Consider the following 16,108-nt stretch of genomic DNA (forward strand, 5'->3'; position numbering starts at 1 on the left):
GTTGAGACTGTTGGAGCAGGGACCGTGAAGTCAGCTTGCTTCTGCTGATAACTCAGGTGGAGTGTCGTCTGTCAAAGCGCCTCCGATCTCGATGCCCATAGTTTGCGGCAGCCGTGCAGCGTTGCCATCGGTGTAAAGGCGCATTGCCTTCACAGCAGAAACCACCGAAATTAGGAATGGCGTGCCTCATCAGCAGGGGGCGGTGGATTTTGAACCTGCTGCCAACGGCTCCATAGATCTGGCCGACGCTCCTGGGTGCGCTGCTCGCGCTGCTGCTGACGCCACAGCGCAACAGCACCATGATCCCCACTGCGCAGCACATCGGGCACGGTCATGCCACGGAAATCCGCCGGGCGCGTGTAATGCGAATGCTCAAGCAACAGATCGCTATGACTTTCCTCCACTAAGGATTCCGGCGTTCCCACCGTGCCTGGCAGCAAGCGCACCACCCCATTGATGATCGTCATCGCCGGGAGTTCACCGCCCGTGAGCACGAAATCCCCGATGGACACCTCCTCATCAGCCAAGGAACGGATCCGTTCATCAAACCCTTCGTAGTGCCCACAGAGAAACACCAACTGGTCGTAATCCTTGGACCAGCGTTGTAAATCAACCTGACGCAATGGTTGCCCCTGGGGGGACATCAACAGCACCCGCCGTCGTGGGCAAACCGGTAGCGACTCAAAGGCCGCAAACACTGGTTCCGGCTTCAGAACCATGCCGGCCCCACCCCCATAAGGCAGATCGTCCACCTTGCGGTAACGGTCGATGGCGTAATCGCGAGGATTGTGAAGGTGCAGCTCCGCAATCTCGGCCCCAAAGGCACGACCAATCACCCCAACCTCCAGCAATGGCGCAAAGGCCTGCGGCGCCAAGCTGATCACATCGAGGCGATAGGGAGCCATCAGATCTCAGCTCTGCGGACGACTGACGCGCCTGATCTCCGAGCAAAAACTGCCCTGCCTGGGCTGGCCATCCTCACCAACCGCCGTGGTGCTGCGCAGGCGCAAATTGGGTTTGGTGAACCAAATACGCTCCAGCACCTGGTCGCCATTCTTGGCTTGGACGCGGAGCTCGAGACTGGCATCAGGAAGCAGCTGCCAACGCCCGGTCTGCTCGGTGCCGCCTGCCTCGATCGCAAGACACCCATCGGCTTGAAACGCGAGGGTGCTCTTGCCACCCTCGGCGGGCGTCACGTCCAAACAGGGCACGCCAGAGGCAACGGAAGCCGACACCTCAACCTCGCCCCGTTCGCTGCTATGCCATTCCTGCTCGGAGGCATTGATCAGAAAACGGCTACGCAAGCTCATCCAACGGCCCACGCAGAGGGCAAGAAAACCGTCGAGATCTGACGGAGGGAACGGAGTTTGATCGCTCATGCTTTGCATCTTCGCAGGCGCAGCAACCAGCACTTAATCGCCCACGTATCCCAACTCCGCCAGTCGGGCCGGCTTGCTTCGCCAATCGGGAACCACTTTCACGAACAGCTCCAGATACACCGGACCATCGATCAAGGTTTGCATCTGCAAGCGAGCGCCCTGGCCGATCGTTTTGAGCATGGCTCCCCCTTTGCCAATCAGGATTCCCTTCTGGCTTTTGCGCTCCACCAACACCGTTGCCAACACAGCCGTTCGCCCAGAGCCCTTGCCCTTGGAAGGCATCTCCTCAATCCGATCAATGCTCACGGCAACGCTGTGGGGCACCTCTTCGCGCGTATTCAGCAACACCTGTTCACGGATCAACTCTCCCATCAGCAAGCGTTCGGGCTGATCGCTCACCATGTCCGATGGATACAGCTGGGGCCCCTCGGGCATCAACGAACTGATCGCTTTCACCAACTCGGGGCAGCCGTCTCCGCTGAGAGCACTACAGCGATGCACCGGCCAATCGGTGTCAGCCAACAGCTCTCGATAGGCCGCATCGGCCGCATCCTTCTGCTCCAGTGGGACCAGATCCCACTTATTGAGCAGCACCTGCACCGGCAAGGATTGCTGACGCAGCAGTTGGACGATGAAGGCATCACCCCGTCCTGGGGCCTCGTTTCCCTCCAGCAAGAGCAGCACCTGATCCACCTCTCCAATCGCTGAGCGGGCACTGCGAACAAGCCGCTCCCCCAGGAGGTGATGGGGCTTATGAATGCCGGGGGTATCCACCAGAATCAGCTGGGCCTCATCGGTTGTGAGGATCGCTCGCAGGCGATTGCGCGTGGTTTGAGCCACGGGCGAGGTGATCGCAATCTTGTCGCCGATGAGCTGGTTCACCAGCGTGGACTTCCCCACATTGGGCCGGCCGATCAGGGCCACAAAACCAGAGCGAAATCCCTCAGGCGCACTGCTTGTGAACGAACGAAAGGAAGACTCAACCATGGATCAAGTCTGCGCTGTCATCGGCTCACACCTTCGGCTTGATGAAGTTCCTCACTGATATCTCGCGAAAGATCAGCCTCAAGAAATTGCTTGGTTTCTGGAAGCGCCAACCGGAGATTCGATTGAAAGTCCAGTTCAACGTTCAACGAATCCGCTTTCACATCCAAGACATGACCACCGCTGCCGTGATCGTCGGATAAAAAATGAAAGTGATAGCCAGGGATGTTCAAGCTGGTGGTATGCGCAGGACTCCAAAACCCCACCCGCGTTCCAGACACCTTTTCCAGGCGGACCATGGCTTGGTTTTTGGAAGCCTCGAGCAGACCCATCCCTTCAGGCACCCTCGACACCGTTCGCATTTTCACCTGTTCAAACAAGCCTTGGATTTTGATCGCCACGAACAAGTTGGCGCCAGGGCGAACCGGATCGATGCGGCCGCCGAGATCCTCAATGCTGCCGATGTCCGATACACGCATCTGATGCTCAGCCTGAAAATGGGTCGCCACCCAAAAAGGAATGGCCTCCTCAGGCGGGGCCTGGCTCAGGCTGCCATCGCCTCTCGCCTGCCAACAGACGCCATCGAGAAGAATCCCTTCGCCATCGAGTTGTTCAAAAGTTCCCAGACCAAAGTCGCCGTGGTCGATCAGGTCTTTCACTTGGAGGGCACCGCCAAAAACCCCTTCCACCACGGCCGTTGAGGTGGAGAGCTGCCAAAGAGTCTGATGGTCGAGGTCGAGGTAATCGGCCAACGCTTTGCGAACCACCGCGCTTAGTGTCTCGCCGCTTTGCTGACAATGACGCTGCAAAGCCTGCCAATGCCCAGCAGGCAGCCTGAGATTCAGATCATGACCTTGTTGCTCTTCCACTCTTCATCAGCGGCTTGTCCTTACTTTGGCGAGAAGGAACGTCTGCACAAGCCTTGTCTTCCTAATCTGCTGAAAGCTCTCACCTCCGCACCATGACTGATCAGGACTCGACTGTTCCGTCAGAAACCGAGCCACACGTTTCGGATTCCGTGCCAGCGCCCAGCTTTCAACAAGCGATGGAGATCGCCGCTGTCTGGCTCCAGCAATGGGATCAAGAAGAGATCAGTGATGAAGTGATTGCCGATCGGGTCGGGGAGCTTGTGGCCAGTCGCGATGGAGCGCGGGGCTTTTTTGTGGTCAGCCTGGCTGGAGACAGTGCCTTGATGGATCGATTGCCCGAAGCCCTTGTGGGCAAACTGCGTTCCTGTGGTGAAGGAGTGGTCGATCTCACCGCTCGCAATCTCGCCATGAGCGCCGCGATGGTGGTGCACCACCGCAAGCAATCGGATGACTTGCAAGCTGCAGGTTCGGAGCGCGTCAACCTGCGCTGCACCGAGTTGCTACGCCAACTCGAACCCCACAGCGTCAAGGCACGCTTAGAAACCTTGTTGGCAGCAGCAAGCCACGATCAAGGACAGGATGTGGCTTTTCTCAATCGCTGGGGATACGACGCAAACCAAAAGAAAGCGATTGCACGGGCGATTGAAGCGGTCGCCGACTAAGTCGTGACGTGTAAATGCGTGCCGTTAAATGCGTGACGTTTAAATCAGAACAAGAAAGACATTTGCATCCCCAACACCAACGCATCCGGCACCGAACCCGTCCCTGAAGGATTGAACACCCATTGAAGGTTTGGCTGAAGGGTCACGTTGTCACCTAAAGCAACCTGATACCCCAATTCAACAATTGATTCCCAAACCTGATCTGTCGGCACCGATGGACTCCAGCTGGCATGGGAGAAGCCCAGCACCACCGTGTCATCGGGGCGATTCCGAAATAATCCTTTCCCAACCCAACCACCGGCATAAAACATCGGAATCTGCTGCACATCGGAATTCAATCCAAGCGATGCATTCGCCCAAAGCTGTCCGTCCAACACCAAGTTGTTGAGGGTCATGGGCACCGACACCAGTCCATAAACGCCATTGTTGTCCTTAGAGATTTGGAGCGGATCCTTCACAAGAGGAAAATCCCATCGCCCTAACCAACCACCCAACTGCAGCCCGGGGGTCGGGAGGCCCGACACATAATCGAAATCCTTCTCATCCTCAGGAACACTTTCTAAATGACCATTTTCTAATTTTTTAACCGGAATGGAGGATCGCTTTGCAAAGGGAATATCAACCTATAGAGACTGAGCAAGACCATTGGCAGACGGTGAAATCTGCAAGTCAGCACCATGATATCCAGGCTCAAATCCTTTCGGATTAATTTGATAAATTCCATAGCGCAAGGTATGACGCTCCTTATCACCTAAATGGAGCACCGCTCCATACTGATTAGCGGGATAAGCCGCCACGGGGAGTGAATTAGGGACACCCCAGATTTAGCCACAAAAGCCATTATTGCTGTAGTAACAAAGCAGCGGTGATGAAGCAAAGTCATCAAATGTTGCCATTTTTCCAAGCTTTACTTTGAGCAAGCCTGGTTCGCTTTGATTGCGCTCAACCCAAAGACCAGCGAGTCGGAACGTTTGCCCATCGCCAAAAATTTGCTGAACAGACTGCGCATTCGGGATCTTTTCAGACAGGCTTGTACCGGAACGTTGAGACGCATTGATCACCAACTTCCATGCATCAAATTCATCCCATTCAGATTCTGGGCGACGAAACCCAGAGGAAAAGCTTGTGTTTAAAGAAAGATTGTGCGTGTAGGTAGCGCTCTGCTGCAAACCTCCGGAAGGATTGCCATTGATTTCATTGACATATCCCAACGAGATCGAAACCCAGTCAGGGAGATCCAACCAGTGATGCAACAACGGTTGAGGCCTCACTTGCCAGACTTCATCCGTGGAGTTTTTAGGCTCTTCCGCCCAGAAAAGCTGAGGTTCCAGGGGAGACAGCAGTGCCAAGGCAGCCACGAGAAACGCTCTACCAAAACCTGTGAAACCACGCAAAGCCAAAGGAACCCTCATCCAAAAGACAAAACCGGTCAGACCATATCCTCCAGTTCCCGGCCCTTGGTTTCCCGCACCATGAATAGAACAAAGAAAAACGAAATCGCCGCAGCCGTGGCATACAGGCCATAGGCCAGGGAGGGGCCTGACGACTCAAGGAAGACAGGGAAGGTGGTGGAGATCACAAAATTGGCCAACCAATTCACGGTGGCAGACAACCCCAGAGCGAGGGCACGAATGCGGTTATTGAACATCTCTCCCAAGAGAACCCACATCACCGGTCCCCAAGAGAAGCCAAAAGCAAAGACGAAAACGTTGGCTGAAATCAAGGCCACCCATGAGGAAGCCCCTGAAAGCACAGGCGCACCATTCACAATCGGAGCTCCAGCAAACGCCCAACTCATCAGCCCCAAGCTGATCGTGATCACGACGGACCCCATTAACAACAGGGGACGCCGCCCCAATCGATCAATCGTAAGGATCGCCAGGAATGTCGTCACGACATTCGTGACTGAAGTAATCACCGTGATAATCAAGCTATCTGTGGTACTGAAACCCACCGACTTCCACAAGGTGCTTGAGTAATAAAAGATGACATTAATTCCCACAAACTGCTGAAACATCGCCAGCAATATCCCTGTCCAAATAATCGGTAAAAACAATGTTCACCTGGAAAAAAGATCAGCAATGGAGCTCCCTTCATGGTTGCCAAGACTCAACTGAATCCGATCAATGACTGGCTGCGTTGGCTCACCGAGGGTTTTGCAAATCACTACACGGGCCTGCTCAATTCGACCTTTTTGCACCAGATAGCGAGGACTTTCTGGTATCTGCAACACCATGGCTCCATAAATCACAGCAGGAACCAGCTCTGAGATCAACATCCATCTCCACGCCGCCATCGGCCCCAAATTCGACAGGGGGTTCTGATCCGGAGTGGCGAGGACCAATAAATAGTCACTGAGAAGCGCGATAAAAATCCCCAGCACAATCGCCAATTGCTGCAAAGAGCCGGTGCGGCCCCGCATCTCCGCTGGAGAGATCTCAGCGATGTAGGCCGGCGCAAGCACACTCGCAAAACCCACCGCCACCCCGCCAATCACGCGCCATGCCACCAGATCAAGCAATCGGGGCGCCAAGGCAGAGCCCAGGGCACTCACCACAAACAAAATCGCCGCAAGCCACATGCTTCGGCGACGTCCAATCCCATCCGCCAGCCAACCAGCACCCAAAGCACCGGCTGCAGACCCCAGCAGTGCTGACGACACGGCAAGTCCAAGATTCACCGCCGACGCATTGAAGGTGGACTGAATGGCAGACACCGCCCCATTGATCACGGCCGTGTCATAACCAAACAAAAAGCCGCCTAAGGCGGCAGCAATGGCGATTCGCAGAATGAATTGGACCCGTGGATTCCCCTGATGATTCCCTTGATCATGCTGGGTTGGCTCAGCACTGTTGTTGCGCATGAATGGGCTCGCCAAGCTCGAACTCTCAATAGAGCAAAGGGGCGTTCGCGGCGCCTTGATTCCTTACAGGCCGACACACACTGTCCATAAAAAAATCCCGGACGAGGCCGGGATGAAACAAACAGCGTGAAATGACCCTTGATCAGTCAAGCCCAATCAGTCGCGACGACCACCACCCTGAAGGGCAATGATCAGGCGCAAGATGAAGATGAACAGGTTGATGTAGGTGAGATACATTCCCAAGGCACCTGCGAGATATTGATCGTCGCTGTAGGTGCGGGGCATTGTGTAGAAGTCCACGAAGGCCATTCCCACAAACAGCACCGTTCCAAATCCTGCAATCGCAAGATTGGTGGCTGCAAAGATCCCCGGGATGAAGAAGCCAGCGACAAAAATGCCGACCATGGCGATCAAAAGGCCGATCAAGCCAAGACCCACCACTGCCGACAACGCTTGACCAACGCTGTCGCTCATGCGCCGGCCGACGACGGAGGCAATCGCAAAGGTGAGGCCCGTGGCGAGAGCAGCGATGCCAATCGAAGCCACACCGGCCACCGCAACGGCTTGCACCACCAGACCGGTGAGCGTGAAGCCCGTGAGCAAACTAAAAGCAGCCATCAACGGCAAAGCAGTGCCGTTATTGCCTTTTTTGGCTGCATTCTGTGCAACGAAGAACAGAATGAACCAAGGAATAATCGCCACCATCGACAGCCCATTAAAGGCTGGACCCATGGCGGCCATGGTGGACATGCCACCAAGAACACCTGCGGCGGTGAGAACCATGCCACCGCCTACATAAGGCAGGGCTTTATTGACAACATTGGGGCCAACAAGAGCACTGGATTGTGCCTCGCGGATGGCCTCTTGAAAATTACTGCTGGCTGGCATGCCTTTCACTGAAGACTCCCTATATCTTGCCAGCGAGAAAAGGGAATGGCCTGCTGCAGAAGTGTGGATCCCCCTATCAATTCCAAACAGGTGGGACAAACAACCTGCCGTTGCTGATCCCTACTCAGGGCCCTCGAGCGGGCTCAAATCAGCGCCTCTTTGTGGGTGAGATTGTTCATCAAAGCTGGCATAGGCCTCCACCACGCGTTGCACCAACGGGTGGCGCACCACATCAGCCGCGGTGAGATGGCAAACGGCAACACCAGGCACCCCATCCATCACCTGGGCCGCTTCCACCAAGCCACTCAACTGCCCAGACGGTAAATCCTGCTGCGTGACATCACCTGTCACCACCATGCGTGAGCGCTCCCCTAAACGCGTGAGCACCATGCGCATCTGGGCCGGTGTGGTGTTTTGAGCCTCATCAAGAATCACAAACGCGCCGGCGAGGGTGCGGCCTCGCATATAAGCCAAAGGAGCCACTTCGATCACACCTCTCTCGAGCAGAGAGGTGGTTTTTTCAGGTCCAAGCAGGGCATGCAGGGAGTCGTAGAGGGGCCTGAGATAGGGGTCAATTTTTTGCTGCAAGTCGCCTGGAAGAAAGCCAAGACGCTCACCAGCCTCCACCGCTGGCCGGGTCAGAATCAAGCGCTCAACCTTGCGCTCCGTGAGCATGCGCACGGCCAACACGGCGGCGAGAAACGTTTTTCCCGTACCAGCTGGACCGAGCGCAAAGGTGAGGTCGTGGCGCTCCATCGCATCCACATACTTCTTCTGACGCAAGGTGCGCGGACGCAGAAGGTTGCCCTTTTGGTTTCGGGCAAGCACCTGATCGCCCATCGTGACGTGATCCTCGCCTTGGCCCGTGTTTAAAGCACCGAGAGCGGACTGCAAATCAATCTGAGACACCGCCTGCCCGTCCTGCCAAATCGGGCGGACCAACTCAACCACCGCGGCGGCGCGTTCGATCTGGACGAGATGGCCAGACATTTCAAGTTGAAGACCCCGCATCACGAGGGACGCACCGGTGAGGGCCTCCAATTGATGCAGGGTCTGTTCAGCCGATCCTGCTAACGCAAGAGCGGCTTCAGAGTGGGGTAGATCAAGGACGAAGCGACCTGTTGCGGCAGCTTCGGGCATGGGTTTGATCAGCTTTCGGTTGATTCGGTAGCTGAATCATCAGCTTCACTGGCCGCTGCTGCCTCTGCAGCCTTGGCTTCTGCCGCATCTTTGGCAGCCTGCTTCACAGCCGCTTCGCGAGCAGCAGCTTGCTTCAACTTGCCGATGGTCTCAGCAGGTCGCACAGACTTTTCGAGCAGTCCACCCTTCTCGAGCAAAAAGCGAACGGCATCGGTGGGCTGTGCACCCTGGCTAAGGCGCACACGAAGAGCCTCGGCGTCTAGACGGGTCTCCTTGGTGCGTGGGTTGTAAAAACCCAGCTCCTGCAGGGGGCGGCCATCTCGGCGTGACGTGCTGTTGCAGGCCACGAGGCGGAAACTCGCTTCCCGCTTCTTACCGAACCGCTTCAGGCGGAGCTTGATCATCGTGGCGCTTGCTTAATGGTGGAATTCAGCGCAGCAAAAAGTTGCCCTGAGCAACCAACTTACCGTGCCGTGGACTCAAAGCTGACCAAACCCCTTCTTCTTCTTGTAAGGGCGCTGCCGGCGGGGAGCAGCTCCAGGCTGCCCAGCGGGCATTCCACCACCCATCCCAGGCATTCCTGGCATTCCTGGCATTCCTGGCATGCCTGGCATCCCTCCACCCATTCCGGGAAAACCACCTCCACCCATTCCTGGCATTCCGGGCATCCCGCCCCCTTTGGTCATCTGTTGCATCACCCCGCGCATCTTTTGGAAATCAGCGAGCACTTTGTCGACATCAGCCGCTTGATAGCCACAGCCGGAGGCAATCCGTCGGCGCCTTGAGGGCTGGGCGGCCAGCAACTCGGGCTGCGTGCGTTCCGCCTCTGTCATCGAACCGATCATCGCTTCGATTTTCTTGAGCTGCTGCTCTCCCTGCTTAAGCATGCCATCGTCGATTTTGTTCATTCCCGGGATCATTTTCATCAGCCCCCCCAGGGAGCCCATGCGCTTGATCAAGCGCATTTGCTGCACGAAGTCGGAAAAATCAAACGACGCCTCCTGCAGCTTTTTCTGCATTTTTTCAACGTCTGCGAGTTCAACCTCTTTCTGCGCCTTCTCCACCAGCGTGAGCACATCCCCCATCCCGAGGATGCGACTCGCCATCCGCTCAGGGTGGAAAGGCTGGAGAGCCTCCACTTTTTCGCCCGTGCCGATGAATTTGATCGGCTGACCGCTCACCTTGCGAATCGATAGCGCCGCACCACCGCGGGAATCACCATCGAGCTTGGTGAGCACGGCGCCGGTGATCCCCACCTGATCATGGAAGGCGCGGGTGAGCTCGGCCGCCTCCTGGCCGATCATCGAATCCACCACCAACAGCACCTCATCGGGCTGCACGGCGCCGCGAATCCGGACCATCTCCTCCATCATCTCGGAGTCGATTTGCAGACGGCCAGCGGTATCGACCAACAGGGTGTCGTACCCCTCCTGTTTCGCCTTCGCCAAGCCGGCCGCAGCGATGTCCTCAGGCTTGGCCTCGATCCCGAGACTGAAGACATCCACACCGATCTGACCGCCGAGGGTCTTCAACTGCTCAATGGCAGCAGGGCGGTACACATCCGCCCCCACCATCAGGGCCTTGCGTCCCTGATCCTTTAAATGAAGCCCCAACTTGGCCGTCGCCGTGGTTTTGCCTGCCCCCTGCAAGCCAGCCATCAACACCACCGTGGGCGCTTGGTCGGCCTTCGCGAGCGGAGCATTGCCGCCGCCCATCACGTCGACCAGCTGCTCATGCACAACCTGAATGAACTTCTGGTCGGGCGTTACACCACGAACAACCTCAGCGCCAACTGCTTTCTCGCGGACTTCAGAGACAAAATCCTTGACCACCGGCAGACTCACGTCCGCATCAAGAAGCGCCCGACGGACCTCCTTCAGCGCCCCCTCCACATTCGTTTCAGAGATGGAGTCCTGGCCTCTCAGACCTTTGACGGCATCTTCAAAACGGGCTGAAAGCTCGTCAAACATGGAGGGCGTCCGCGCAGCACTTCAACCAACTGTAAAAGTCCTTCTTCTTGGATGAAAGTGCAGGGTTGAAAGTGAAGGGCTGAAGGGAAAGGGTTAGCCAGGGATGTAGGCCTGCAAACGCCAGCCATCAGGATCTCGGCCAAGGATGTACGTCACCGGCAAGTTGCCTGCTGGAGTCTCATCCACCACTTCCCCCTGATCGTTCATGGTCTGATCGCGATAGGTGAGTTGTGCCCTCACTTCAATGCGAGATGGCGTTGAACTCACCGTCTGAATCGAGGTGATCGACGCTTGAACCTTTTGGACGAGGCCATCCCTTGATAAGGCGGCTTGCTGATCACGCACGCGACCGACAAGGACAGGACGGGCCACCTCTGCCAGGGATTCCGTCCCCCCCTCTTGGAGCAACGCCGTCGCTTTGAGATCCAGCCATGCCTGGAGGAGAGCTTGCAACTGAACCTCACTGGGAGTTTTCACATCCAGGGGCGCCATCAGCGCATTGGCCTTAGGGGTCTCCTGCTTGAGGGTGGCCTTCGGTTGAGAAGACAGCGCATCAGAAGACAGCGCATCTGCGGTGGGAGTTGCTGTTGGGCTGGATGCCGTCTCCTGCTGGGCCTCCCGCCTCAGCCCCACCAGGCTGAATCCCACCACCATGAGCACCGCAACCACCCCGGAGCCGATCAACACAGAACGCCTGGATTCGATCAATGAGTGTCTCTTCACCGACAGCCGAGAAAGCGAGAGCTGGGGCAGCGACAGCCGAGACATGGAAAGCCGTGACATCGACAAACGAGACATCGACAAACGCGATAGGGACGGGCGGCGGAGCTTCAGGTTTGTCCAGGCCACGGGAATCATCCGGCGCAACCCACGCCCCCTTGTCTCCTCCTCCCCGAGATTTCCGCTGTCCTCCGAGAAGGGTTCCGCGTCCCCGAGTGAAAGGGGCATGGTGCCCTCAGGATCAAGCCCGAGTGGAGGGAGATTGCCAAAGTTCCAATCCGTGTCTGCGTCCGTTGCTGCAGGCGGATCGGGCGTTAGGGGGCTTCTCCCCTCCTTGCGCTCAAGGCGCTCCACATAGGCCTGCACATCGCGATCGGCAAACCACGCCTCCAGGTCAACAACCTGGGCATCCACATCGCGATAGCCGGGGAGTACATCCCGGCCAAGCCAACTGCGGCAGTAATCGAACAGGGCCGCGAGATCGTCACTGGGGTGGTTCTCCAGCCATTCCTGCAACTCCACATCAGGACTGGCATGCACGTGCTCCAACGCCCGCTCCACATCACCGAGCAGGAGATCCATGCAACCCAGCATTGGATTGAGATCTAAACCCACGAGAACCAAGGCTTGAAGTTTTCCGCGTGCGTCCTGAACCCGCTCAGGCTTGCGCTGGGAAAATCCAGCGGCGGCCAAGGCCATCACGGAAAGGAAGCTGGCATCAGAAGAGCCAAGCCGCTCCCAACGTCCATACAAATCAACTTGTTCTTGAACCGTGAGAAAGCGTCGAATCTGCTGAAAAAACAGCTCAAAACTGCCCTGGTCCATGCCAGACGTTGTGAATTCAGCAGCCCCCCCCTCCAGGCCACCGCGATTTTGGACAAAGGTTTCCAACATCACCAGTCCCTCTTGCCGGGCTGATTGCTCCGCCAGATCACGGCTCAGCAGATCCAGAATTCGATAAGGAGTGAGCTGCTCTAAGTCCGTTTCAAGCCGCCGCCTTTGATCGGGAAGCTTGCCCATGCGCTGGAGCAACTGCAGTCCCTCGGTGAGAAGGCCGGCGGCGGATTCATAGCGGCGCTGGTCCTGGTCTTGGCGAGCTGCATCACGGCAAGACAAGGCCGCCAATAGGGCCAGGTCCGATTCTCGACCACTACCCAGGGCGGGTGCCTGCGGAGGTTGCAGCACCTGGCGAGTGAGCTGAAAGGTTTCGTGCGGGGCGTGGGCCTCCCAGAGCAACATCAAACCGGCAACCTCACGGCTGGAAGGCATTTCCAGACCCGCCGTCTCCTCGGGATGCTCACGACTCAATTTGAGCAGGGTGCTCTCGTAGTCCTGCCGTCGCGCCGCATCGCTTAAGAGGTCGGCAGAGAGCCTCAACAATTCAGCCCTCTGCATGAGGACCTCATGGGTGAAGCCCTGATCGGGGCAGCGATCAAGACGCAACTGCAGCGTCCGCAACACCGACTCGGTTTCGGCTGAAGGGCTCACCCCCAACAGGCGGAAATGATCGATGGGCAATTCCACCAGCGTTGCGCTCATTAGCAGAGAAACTTTAGGCAGTGAAAGGGGTTTTGCCCATTGCCTCAACATGGCCCCTTAAAGTTCGTCTCAAATAGGTGGTGCCATGAGTCAGGACATCGCAGTAGGCGCAGCGGCAGGCATCGATCAAAAGCTTGCAAATGGGGCGTCCCCGATGGGAGCGCACGCCGAGCGCTTGTCGTCTCTGGTGACGACCAAAAGAGCCAGCGTGGACCGCGAGACGGGCCTGAGGCTCTACCGGGACATGACCCTGGGTCGCCGTTTTGAGGACAAGTGCGCGGAGATGTACTACCGCGGCAAGATGTTTGGTTTCGTTCACCTCTATAACGGCCAAGAAGCGGTGAGTACAGGCGTGATCGGCGCCATGAAGCGTCAGCACGATTGGTTTTGCAGCACCTACCGCGATCACGTGCATGCCTTGAGCGCAGGCGTCCCAGCCCGCGAGGTGATGAGTGAGCTCTTTGGCAAAGAAACCGGCTGCAGCAAAGGGCGTGGCGGCTCGATGCACCTGTTTTCCAAAGCCCATCACCTCTTGGGCGGCTTTGCCTTTATCGGCGAGGGAATTCCCGTGGCCCTAGGCGCTGCCTTCACCAGCCGCTACAAGCGTGATGCCATGGGTGATTCCAGTAGCGACTCCGTCACTGCAGCCTTTTTCGGGGATGGAACCTGCAACAACGGGCAATTCTTTGAATGCCTAAACATGGCCCAGCTTTGGAAGCTGCCGATCTTGTTTGTGGTGGAGAACAACAAATGGGCGATCGGCATGGCCCATGACCGCGCCACCAGCGATCCAGAAATCTGGCGCAAAGCGGCTGCCTTCGGCATGGCTGGAGAAGAGGTGGATGGCATGGATGTGCTCGCCGTTCGGGCCGCTGCAGAACGGGCCATCGAACGGGCACGGGCTGGGGAAGGGCCAACCGTTCTCGAATGCCTCACCTATCGCTTCAGGGGCCACTCATTGGCCGACCCTGATGAGCTCCGCGCCGAGGAGGAAAAGCAATTCTGGGCCAAGCGCGATCCGCTCAAAGCCTTCGAACGCGATCTTGTTGGCGAAGGATTGGTGAGCGCTGATGAACTTCGCGCGATCGAAAAAGAGATCGATGCAGAAGTTCAGGACTGTGTGGAGTTTGCCCTCAATGCCCCCGAGCCCGATAGCTCAGAGCTGACGCGCTACATCTGGGCCGAAGACTGAAAGCTGATGCCCATGGCCCTAAAGACCATGCAATCTCGCCTGGTCGGCAGCAGCCCGAAACACCAGTGAATGACGCCTCACCAGAGGGTCAAGATCGTCGTAGCCACCGCCAATCACGCTGGCGACGGGGATCTGTCGCCTTAGACAGGCATCAAACACGAGGTGATCGCGTTGCAATAGGCCCATATCGGACAAGCAAAGTCTTCCGAGGCGATCGTCTCGATGCGGATCCACGCCAGCGTTGTAGAGCACCAGCTCAGGTTTGAAGCGGTCGAGGAGTGAAGGAAGCACCTCACCAACGGCAGCCAGATACCCCTGATCCTCAACGCCATCCTCGAATGGCAGGTCACAATCGCTGCTCTGCTTCCGAGACGGAAAGTTGGAAGCAGCATGAGCAGAAAACGTGAAAACCCGTGGGTCGTCAGCAAAGATCACAGCAGTGGCATCGCCTTGATGCACATCTAGATCCACAATCATCAAGCGCTCCAGGCGCCCCTCATCCAAAAGAACCCTGGCTGACACGGCAATGTCATTGAAGATGCAAAAGCCACTGCCGTAATCGGAGAAGGCATGGTGTGTGCCACCCGCGAGATGGCAGGCCACACCATGCTCAAGAGCCAACCTGGCCGTGAGCAACGTTCCCCCCACCGCTAACCAGGTGCGTTGCACCAAGGGTGTGGTGGCGGGAAGACCAATCCTGCGTTGCGCTTGCCGATCAAGCCTGCCCCTCGCAAAGGCCTCGTGATAGCGACGCTGATGCACTGTTTCGAGCCAGCGGCGAGGAATCGGAAGAGGAGCGTGAATCTGATTGGATTCGGCTAAGCCCAAAGCGTTGAGAGCCGAAAACAACATCTTGAACTTCGCCATCGGGAAGCGATGGCTCGAGGGCAGAGGTGCGCTGTAGGCCTGGTGATAAACGAGGGGGATAGCCACTAACTTTCAAATCTTCTCAATATTTTTTGATTGAAATCAAACAACCGTATCAACCAACTGTGTTGTAGCTAAGAGTGGATGAAGATAGCTTGATTGGATGCCTGATGCGCACTCTTCTCTTCGTAGCACTGAGCCTATCGTCGATCGCCTCAACGATGACTGCAAATGCTTCGATGCAGGCACAAGTTCAGAGCTACGCAGAGATGGTTTGCGGGACAAATCTGAAAACAGGCAATGCTGAAAAACCTTCAGCGAAGAAGCGCTGTATCTCTGGATTAATGAAGTTAGGCAAAAATGCTTTTAAGCTCGCTGCACCAAGCATCCAAAAATGCAAGCAAGAAACTAATTTCCTTTCATGCATCAAAGGACACACAACAGATAGAGCCGGGATCAAGCAAGCAGCTAGGGAGCATGGACAGGAAATCAAAACCATGTCTACGACCCCTCACCATCTCGACAGTACGAGACTTAAAAAGCTAGGGGGAAGCAATCCAACAAGTCCTTGGGCAAAGATCTATTCTTTGGTCTAATAACTCTAAAACCTGGGGATGCAAAGGCAGAAGCTTATATGGATATTACCGAATTAAAAACGAATTAGTCGTGATGTACCAGGGGTTTCACAATGGTGATCTTGTTGAATTAATTGACACCCTTAAGCACGAGGGATGGCATGCAGTACAACACCGTTGCCGCAATGGAGCACCCTATCTTGATGATCAGCAAATCGCAGAACGCCTTCCACAAAGTGATGCCATCAATGTACACAACTATCACCCGAAACAAAGACGATTGGAAAGCGAGGCAAGGGTGATGGCAAAAATCAATGATGCACAGTGGATTCAATTAGCGAAAGATCAATGCAAAGGGAAAGAGAAAAGACCATATAAGCCTGACCCAGGCTTTCCCTACTCAACATTTTAAACACCAAAAGCAGCGGAAAAAATCAATACAATCGACATTAATAGAATA

The 16,108-nt window shown here is 56.3% G+C and carries 17 protein-coding genes and 1 pseudogene; 4 read left to right on the plus strand and 14 right to left on the minus strand.

Features of this window, described 5'->3' with window-relative positions; translation table 11 throughout:
- Window positions 1-30 precede the first annotated feature (30 nt).
- Genes SYN8016DRAFT_RS15975 through budA form a run of 5 tightly spaced genes read right to left on the minus strand, consistent with a single transcriptional unit; the run spans window position 31 to window position 3,232 of the window.
- Window positions 31-165 carry a hypothetical protein gene (locus SYN8016DRAFT_RS15975; RefSeq protein ID WP_255444974.1) on the minus strand — a complete coding sequence of 45 codons (135 nt, stop codon included), beginning with the start codon at window positions 163-165 and terminating at the stop codon, window positions 31-33.
- A gap of 5 nt (window positions 166-170) precedes the next feature.
- Window positions 171-905 (minus strand): tRNA (guanosine(37)-N1)-methyltransferase TrmD, encoded by a 735-nt coding sequence (trmD, locus tag SYN8016DRAFT_RS11470; RefSeq protein WP_006854581.1) that lies wholly within the window; start codon window positions 903-905, stop codon window positions 171-173.
- Window positions 906-911: 6 nt separating this feature from the next.
- Window positions 912-1,388: a phycobiliprotein lyase gene (locus SYN8016DRAFT_RS11475; protein ID WP_006854582.1), complete on the minus strand. Its 477-nt coding sequence runs from the start codon at window positions 1,386-1,388 to the stop codon at window positions 912-914.
- A gap of 24 nt (window positions 1,389-1,412) precedes the next feature.
- Complete coding sequence (era, locus tag SYN8016DRAFT_RS11480) at window positions 1,413-2,366, minus strand: GTPase Era (RefSeq protein ID WP_006854583.1); 954 nt, start codon at window positions 2,364-2,366, stop codon at window positions 1,413-1,415.
- A gap of 17 nt (window positions 2,367-2,383) precedes the next feature.
- The gene (gene budA, locus SYN8016DRAFT_RS11485) at window positions 2,384-3,232 is read right to left on the minus strand and encodes an acetolactate decarboxylase (RefSeq protein WP_006854584.1); all 849 of its coding nucleotides are present in this window, start codon (window positions 3,230-3,232) and stop codon (window positions 2,384-2,386) included.
- A 92-nt stretch (window positions 3,233-3,324) separates the two neighbouring features.
- On the opposite strand from budA, the gene SYN8016DRAFT_RS11490 reads away from it, so the two are divergent.
- Window positions 3,325-3,894: a hypothetical protein gene (locus SYN8016DRAFT_RS11490; protein WP_006854585.1), complete on the plus strand. Its 570-nt coding sequence runs from the start codon at window positions 3,325-3,327 to the stop codon at window positions 3,892-3,894.
- A 44-nt stretch (window positions 3,895-3,938) separates the two neighbouring features.
- On the opposite strand, the gene SYN8016DRAFT_RS15855 is transcribed toward SYN8016DRAFT_RS11490, so the two are convergent.
- The 8 genes and pseudogenes from SYN8016DRAFT_RS15855 to SYN8016DRAFT_RS11525 form a co-directional block, all read right to left on the minus strand.
- Window positions 3,939-4,418: a carbohydrate porin gene (locus tag SYN8016DRAFT_RS15855; RefSeq protein ID WP_006854586.1), complete on the minus strand. Its 480-nt coding sequence runs from the start codon at window positions 4,416-4,418 to the stop codon at window positions 3,939-3,941.
- A 300-nt stretch (window positions 4,419-4,718) separates the two neighbouring features.
- Complete coding sequence (locus tag SYN8016DRAFT_RS15860; protein WP_006854588.1) at window positions 4,719-5,306, minus strand: carbohydrate porin; 588 nt, start codon at window positions 5,304-5,306, stop codon at window positions 4,719-4,721.
- 17 nt (window positions 5,307-5,323) lie between these two features.
- Window positions 5,324-6,757 (minus strand): annotated as a pseudogene (locus SYN8016DRAFT_RS11500) (sugar porter family MFS transporter).
- Window positions 6,758-6,913: 156 nt separating this feature from the next.
- The gene (locus SYN8016DRAFT_RS11505; protein ID WP_006854591.1) at window positions 6,914-7,645 is read right to left on the minus strand and encodes a Bax inhibitor-1 family protein; all 732 of its coding nucleotides are present in this window, start codon (window positions 7,643-7,645) and stop codon (window positions 6,914-6,916) included.
- A 120-nt stretch (window positions 7,646-7,765) separates the two neighbouring features.
- Window positions 7,766-8,785: a PhoH family protein gene (locus SYN8016DRAFT_RS11510; RefSeq protein ID WP_006854592.1), complete on the minus strand. Its 1,020-nt coding sequence runs from the start codon at window positions 8,783-8,785 to the stop codon at window positions 7,766-7,768.
- An 8-nt stretch (window positions 8,786-8,793) separates the two neighbouring features.
- Complete coding sequence (gene rpsP, locus SYN8016DRAFT_RS11515; RefSeq protein ID WP_006854593.1) at window positions 8,794-9,189, minus strand: 30S ribosomal protein S16; 396 nt, start codon at window positions 9,187-9,189, stop codon at window positions 8,794-8,796.
- 75 nt (window positions 9,190-9,264) lie between these two features.
- Window positions 9,265-10,755, minus strand: a complete 1,491-nt coding sequence (gene ffh / locus SYN8016DRAFT_RS11520; RefSeq protein ID WP_006854594.1) for a signal recognition particle protein — start codon at window positions 10,753-10,755, stop codon at window positions 9,265-9,267.
- Window positions 10,756-10,848: 93 nt separating this feature from the next.
- Window positions 10,849-13,014, minus strand: a complete 2,166-nt coding sequence (locus SYN8016DRAFT_RS11525) for an ARC6/PARC6 family protein (protein WP_253909865.1) — start codon at window positions 13,012-13,014, stop codon at window positions 10,849-10,851.
- 85 nt (window positions 13,015-13,099) lie between these two features.
- Between SYN8016DRAFT_RS11525 and pdhA the strand changes: the two genes are divergently transcribed.
- A complete protein-coding gene (gene pdhA, locus SYN8016DRAFT_RS11530; RefSeq protein ID WP_006854596.1) occupies window positions 13,100-14,206 on the plus strand; it encodes a pyruvate dehydrogenase (acetyl-transferring) E1 component subunit alpha in 1,107 nt (368 codons plus the stop codon).
- A gap of 18 nt (window positions 14,207-14,224) precedes the next feature.
- Here pdhA and SYN8016DRAFT_RS11535 read toward each other — a convergent pair whose 3' ends face one another.
- Window positions 14,225-15,139, minus strand: a complete 915-nt coding sequence (locus SYN8016DRAFT_RS11535; RefSeq protein ID WP_038014677.1) for a histone deacetylase — start codon at window positions 15,137-15,139, stop codon at window positions 14,225-14,227.
- Window positions 15,140-15,243: 104 nt separating this feature from the next.
- Here SYN8016DRAFT_RS11535 and SYN8016DRAFT_RS11540 point away from each other — a divergent pair, with 104 nt between their 5' ends.
- On the plus strand, window positions 15,244-15,669 hold the full coding sequence (locus SYN8016DRAFT_RS11540; protein WP_038014679.1) for a hypothetical protein: 426 nt from the start codon (window positions 15,244-15,246) through the stop codon (window positions 15,667-15,669).
- Window positions 15,670-15,742: 73 nt separating this feature from the next.
- Entirely contained in the window at window positions 15,743-16,060 is a 318-nt protein-coding gene (locus SYN8016DRAFT_RS11545; RefSeq protein ID WP_006854598.1) for a hypothetical protein, read from the plus strand.
- Window positions 16,061-16,108 lie beyond the last annotated feature (48 nt).

Source organism: Synechococcus sp. WH 8016 (genome assembly GCF_000230675.1).
Lineage (GTDB): Bacteria > Cyanobacteriota > Cyanobacteriia > PCC-6307 > Cyanobiaceae > Synechococcus_C.

What these genes read in the sequence shown, in the direction of transcription:
- ffh (WP_006854594.1), bottom strand. Translation starts at nt 10,755, where the DNA reads ATGTTTGACGAGCTTTCAGCCCGTTTTGAAGATGCCGTCAAAGGTCTG.
- SYN8016DRAFT_RS11510 (WP_006854592.1), bottom strand. Translation starts at nt 8,785, where the DNA reads ATGCCCGAAGCTGCCGCAACAGGTCGCTTCGTCCTTGATCTACCCCAC.
- trmD (WP_006854581.1), bottom strand. Translation starts at nt 905, where the DNA reads ATGGCTCCCTATCGCCTCGATGTGATCAGCTTGGCGCCGCAGGCCTTT.
- SYN8016DRAFT_RS11525 (WP_253909865.1), bottom strand. Translation starts at nt 13,014, where the DNA reads ATGAGCGCAACGCTGGTGGAATTGCCCATCGATCATTTCCGCCTGTTG.
- SYN8016DRAFT_RS11505 (WP_006854591.1), bottom strand. Translation starts at nt 7,645, where the DNA reads ATGCCAGCCAGCAGTAATTTTCAAGAGGCCATCCGCGAGGCACAATCC.
- SYN8016DRAFT_RS15860 (WP_006854588.1), bottom strand. Translation starts at nt 5,306, where the DNA reads ATGAGGGTTCCTTTGGCTTTGCGTGGTTTCACAGGTTTTGGTAGAGCG.
- SYN8016DRAFT_RS11545 (WP_006854598.1), top strand. Translation starts at nt 15,743, where the DNA reads ATGTACCAGGGGTTTCACAATGGTGATCTTGTTGAATTAATTGACACC.
- pdhA (WP_006854596.1), top strand. Translation starts at nt 13,100, where the DNA reads ATGAGTCAGGACATCGCAGTAGGCGCAGCGGCAGGCATCGATCAAAAG.
- SYN8016DRAFT_RS11490 (WP_006854585.1), top strand. Translation starts at nt 3,325, where the DNA reads ATGACTGATCAGGACTCGACTGTTCCGTCAGAAACCGAGCCACACGTT.
- SYN8016DRAFT_RS11540 (WP_038014679.1), top strand. Translation starts at nt 15,244, where the DNA reads ATGCGCACTCTTCTCTTCGTAGCACTGAGCCTATCGTCGATCGCCTCA.
- rpsP (WP_006854593.1), bottom strand. Translation starts at nt 9,189, where the DNA reads ATGATCAAGCTCCGCCTGAAGCGGTTCGGTAAGAAGCGGGAAGCGAGT.
- era (WP_006854583.1), bottom strand. Translation starts at nt 2,366, where the DNA reads ATGGTTGAGTCTTCCTTTCGTTCGTTCACAAGCAGTGCGCCTGAGGGA.
- SYN8016DRAFT_RS11475 (WP_006854582.1), bottom strand. Translation starts at nt 1,388, where the DNA reads ATGCAAAGCATGAGCGATCAAACTCCGTTCCCTCCGTCAGATCTCGAC.